Annotated in this window: 6 protein-coding genes; 4 read left to right on the top strand and 2 right to left on the bottom strand. The window is 60.6% G+C overall.

The genetic code is table 11. The features are described from left to right. Positions 1 to 102 precede the first annotated feature (102 nt). Both QTH90_RS31495 and QTH90_RS31490 read left to right on the top strand, forming a co-directional pair. Complete coding sequence (locus QTH90_RS31495; RefSeq protein WP_286668523.1) at positions 103 to 540, top strand: cupin domain-containing protein; 438 nt, start codon at positions 103 to 105, stop codon at positions 538 to 540. 103 nt (positions 541 to 643) lie between these two features. Next, on the top strand, positions 644 to 1300 hold the full coding sequence (locus QTH90_RS31490; protein ID WP_286668522.1) for a hypothetical protein: 657 nt from the start codon (positions 644 to 646) through the stop codon (positions 1298 to 1300). Between the two features lie 87 nt (positions 1301 to 1387). Here QTH90_RS31490 and QTH90_RS31485 read toward each other — a convergent pair whose 3' ends face one another. After that, entirely contained in the window at positions 1388 to 1798 is a 411-nt protein-coding gene (locus tag QTH90_RS31485) for a hypothetical protein (RefSeq protein ID WP_286668521.1), read from the bottom strand. Positions 1799 to 2217: 419 nt separating this feature from the next. Then, positions 2218 to 2934: a hypothetical protein gene (locus QTH90_RS31480; RefSeq protein ID WP_286668520.1), complete on the bottom strand. Its 717-nt coding sequence runs from the start codon at positions 2932 to 2934 to the stop codon at positions 2218 to 2220. 209 nt (positions 2935 to 3143) lie between these two features. Here QTH90_RS31480 and QTH90_RS31475 point away from each other — a divergent pair, with 209 nt between their 5' ends. Next, complete coding sequence (locus QTH90_RS31475; RefSeq protein ID WP_286668519.1) at positions 3144 to 3407, top strand: ribbon-helix-helix domain-containing protein; 264 nt, start codon at positions 3144 to 3146, stop codon at positions 3405 to 3407. After that, on the top strand, positions 3404 to 3736 hold the full coding sequence (locus tag QTH90_RS31470; protein WP_286668518.1) for a type II toxin-antitoxin system RelE/ParE family toxin: 333 nt from the start codon (positions 3404 to 3406) through the stop codon (positions 3734 to 3736). Before QTH90_RS31475 ends, QTH90_RS31470 begins: the two co-directional genes overlap by 4 nt. Positions 3737 to 3875 lie beyond the last annotated feature (139 nt).

Raw genomic sequence — 3875 nt, 5'->3', positions numbered from 1 at the left:
GAACTGGCCGATAGCGGAGTTCGGCTGCGAACGGCTAGAACCAGTCGTTCCGGCCTGAGGCCAAGTGCGGCATGATTCCGTCATCCCCGACGGAGGATTGAAATGACCGATTCCGCAGCTATCAAAGTTGGCCAGTTGTCCATTCGCTACCTGGTGGACGGGTCTCAGACTGACAGCGTCGGCATGTTCGAACTCAGCGTTCCGCCGAGTTCCAACGTGCCGCCCCCGCATAGTCATACGAAGAACGACGAATGCGTCTATGTTCTGGAAGGGACCCTGCGGTATTCCGTCAACGCTGAAGTGCGAGATCTCACTGCTGGCGAGAGCATGTTCAGCCCGAGGGGGAGCGTCCACCAGTTCTCGAACCCCTTCGACGCAGAAGTCCGAGCCCTCATCGTGCAGTCGCCGGATATCGGTGCCCAGTACTTTCGAGACGTGGGCGCGGTCGTGAACGCTGGAGGAGGACCACCGGACAAAGCGGCCTTGATATCCGTCATGGCCCGCTATGGCCTGGTTCCCGCCAAGCCAGCCGGTGCTTAGTCACGCGGGACCGCCGCCTTCGGCCAGAAGCGGACTGTCGTACTCGGTCTCCGCGCGTGCGCACTGACAGCTGCCAAACAACAACGGCCACGGTTTTATATCTGTGAAGAACGTCTTGAGTGCAATCTGCGCGGTCGTGCTTGCCTGCGGCTGCGCAACCCAACCGTCGACCGTGCCTGGTCAAGGTTCAGGCGCGGCCTACGCTCCGATGGTCGATATGGAGGGTGTTCAGCCCGATGCCTTCGCGAGGGATGTTGAAACGTGCCGGACCCTGGCGTCGAATCTGCGAGTGCAGCGCACCAAAAGGTATGGCAGCGACACCTCGGACGTCATCGTGATTGGCGTGGCCCTGGTGTTTCCTGTGGCGATGGTGGGCGCAGCCCTGGTCGGGGGAATCGCAACTGCGGTGTACGACGAGGCATATCCGGCCGGCGTGCGCGCGGAGCCAAGGATGCAGCAATCGGCCTTGGTGGATTGCATGGCTCGCAAAGGCTACAAGAACATGGACCCGAACGTGGCGGTCACGTATGTCGCCGCCACGCAGATCGGACCTCCGTTGCCGACTCGCAAGACAGGCCTGGATACGTACGTTGCCGAGAAGTTCGCGAAGGCCTCGAACTGCAGCGCCGAGCCGCGGGCCGTTCTTGAAGAGAAAGGGCCCGGCTTCGAGCGTTACAGCGTTCAATGCTCCGGTGGGCAGTCACTTGCCATTCGCTGCGAGTTCGGCAACTGCTCGACGGAGGCGGCCGGCGGGAACTGACCACGAAGGGCAGGGGCGGGGATGTGACTGGATGCGGCCACAACCGGCCCCTGAACCAACAGGCTACTTTGGGACGCTGAGCTCTGCCTATGCAGTCAGGATGCTGACGCGCACCGTGTCGTGCGGCAAGGAATCGTCGGGGCAAATCCCGAAGGCAAAAAACGCCTCAGGCGCAAGGTCGCGCACCACCTGCAGAAGCCTTTTGCCTTCACTTTGCCGATACTCCCGTCGACGCACCGCTATCAGCACGATGCAGTATCGAGACCCGAGCGGAGCGCAGCCCTGAGCCGCGGCGTCGAGTGCCACGAAGGAGCCGCTGTCGCGAGCTCTGGTCGCAACCCCCATCCGAGGGACTGGAGCGTCCCTGAAAATCGCTTCGATTTCGTCCTCGAAGAAGTCCGAGAAGGCGCCATCCTGGGCCAGCTTTGTCCGCGTGACGCCCGTGGCGTCGCGCAGGAACTGGTCTTCTGCCGGTGGCAATAGTGAGCCGGGGGACACCGGTGCTCCTTCCGAACGCCGTCGAGACACTTCCCGTTGAACGGCTCGCAGGAGCGCCGGCCAGATTTCGGCAACCTGTATCGAGGGAAAGTTGTCGAGTTCAGGCCGCAATCGACGCACGCCCCGTTGTTCGACGCCTTGTTCATGGTTCCCTTTCAGGAGCTTCGACGAACTCGGCTCCTATTGTGAAGAAGCGCCTCACCGAATGTGCGGATCAGATAGAACTCAAGGGCGGCGGCAAGATATTCCTGGTCCCCAAATGGGATGTAGAGGCGATATCCGGGCGGCAAGCCCAACGGCCATTCCGACCAGGTTGTCTCGGACATCCTCGGTGGTCCAGAAGGAGTGAGCGGCGCATTCCATGCTTCGAAGACAGACTCCAGAGGCAAGAGTCCGCCGAAAAGAATGCAGCCGGCCGCCTACTTCACTAGCGTCTTGAACCGAGCGTCACTGGCCGCTTTCTTCAGGAGAGCTTGGACAGCCGGCGCGAATGCGTCTGACACATTTTTGCAGGCGTCAGCGGCCTTCCAGCTCGAATCGAACTCGTGACGGTTCTGAACTTGGTAGCTTGCGCCGCTGCTCGATGAAAGGGTGAGCGTGATGTCCCAATTCGCTGGAGCCACGGAGCTGAAGCTCAGCGCCTCCACACGGCCCGAAATCGCCATTGGCGAATTGTTGGAATACGAACGCGCCAAGAAGAGCTCTTCCTGCATCGCATCGTGAATGAATTGGGACGGTGTCTTGCCGCTACCGATGCTGATGGTTCCGTTGGCGCGGCACCAGTGCGAATCGTTCACCCCCGGCGAGGCCGTGAACGCGAGCAGCTTTACCTTGGCTTCGCCCAACTGCTCCTGCATCACGATGACATTCTCGGTCGACGCCTTGTATTGGGCGCCACCGCTGGTTGTCGAACAACCAGTCGCCAGTACAGCGAGCGGGACGATTGCGGCAGCGGCCCACTTGATTCTCATATGTCTTGCCAATTTCATTTCCAAACGATTGATGGGTTCTAGCAAAAGGTATATCGGCGGCGCTGCCGAATACTTTAGTGATTCTTCGTGAACCACAGCGGCGGGCTCAGCCCGTGCACGTGCAAAACGAATGGCGCAGAGCGCCTGCCCTGCTGTCGCACTCATATGTGGACTATCGAGGCTGCGGCAATATTCGTCCGCGATCTGTGCGTCACCAGCGGCATCTTCGACCCCTCAGTGGACGGCGTGACGGGCACCTACCGGCCAAGACCGGAAGTTCCGAGACAGGACCCGATTTTGGGGTCCGCCGCAATGACAGCAGTCCCGCGGCCCCGTTTCTTGCCAAATTTTGCCAAGCAGCATATGCTTGAGAAATGAGCACGATGAACGTATCTCTGCCGGACGCCATGAAGTCGTTCGTGGATGAGCAGGTGGTCGAACGCGGCTATGGCACGAGCAGTGAATATGTGCGCGAGCTCATCCGCAAGGACCAACAGAGGCTTCAACTGCGCGGTCTGCTTCTTCAAGGGGGCCGCTCAGCGCCCGCTGCCGAGGCGGACAAGGCCTACTTCGACGGTCTGCGTGAGAGGGTGCGCGCCGCGGGCAAAAAGGCAAGCCGGGACGGCGGCAAGAGGTGAAGGCAAAAACGGTCGTCCCGCGAGAACAGGCCAACCGAGACATTGAAGACGCCATTGCCTACTACTTGGGAGAGGGCGCAGAGAGTGCTGCTCTTTGCTTCATCGACGAACTCGAAGAAGCCTACGTCCACATCAGCCGATACCCTGGCACGGGTTCCACGCGCTACGCACACGAGCTCAACTTGCCAGGGCTGCGCTTTTGGTTATTGGCTCGCTTTCCACACATGATTTTCTACTTCGAACAATCAGACCGCATCGACGTTTGGCGCGTCCTCCATGGAGAGCGCGATATACCTGCATGGATGCAAGCGTCGGACGTCGGCTCCTGACCTGCGTTCCACGCGGTCGGCAGCAATCGGCCGAGGCCGTGTGCAAACCGTTGGCTTGTAGTGTGCAGGACATGACCGCGAACGCGGCGGGGTGGCCAAGAGCGGCTTATCCAGTACGCGGTGCTCAGCAAGTGCGCCC

The organism is Variovorax flavidus, assembly GCF_030317145.1.
Lineage (GTDB): Bacteria > Pseudomonadota > Gammaproteobacteria > Burkholderiales > Burkholderiaceae_C > Variovorax > Variovorax flavidus.
The sequence above is the reverse complement of the archived record's forward strand: the minus strand, read 5'-3'. Positions and strand labels throughout refer to the sequence as shown.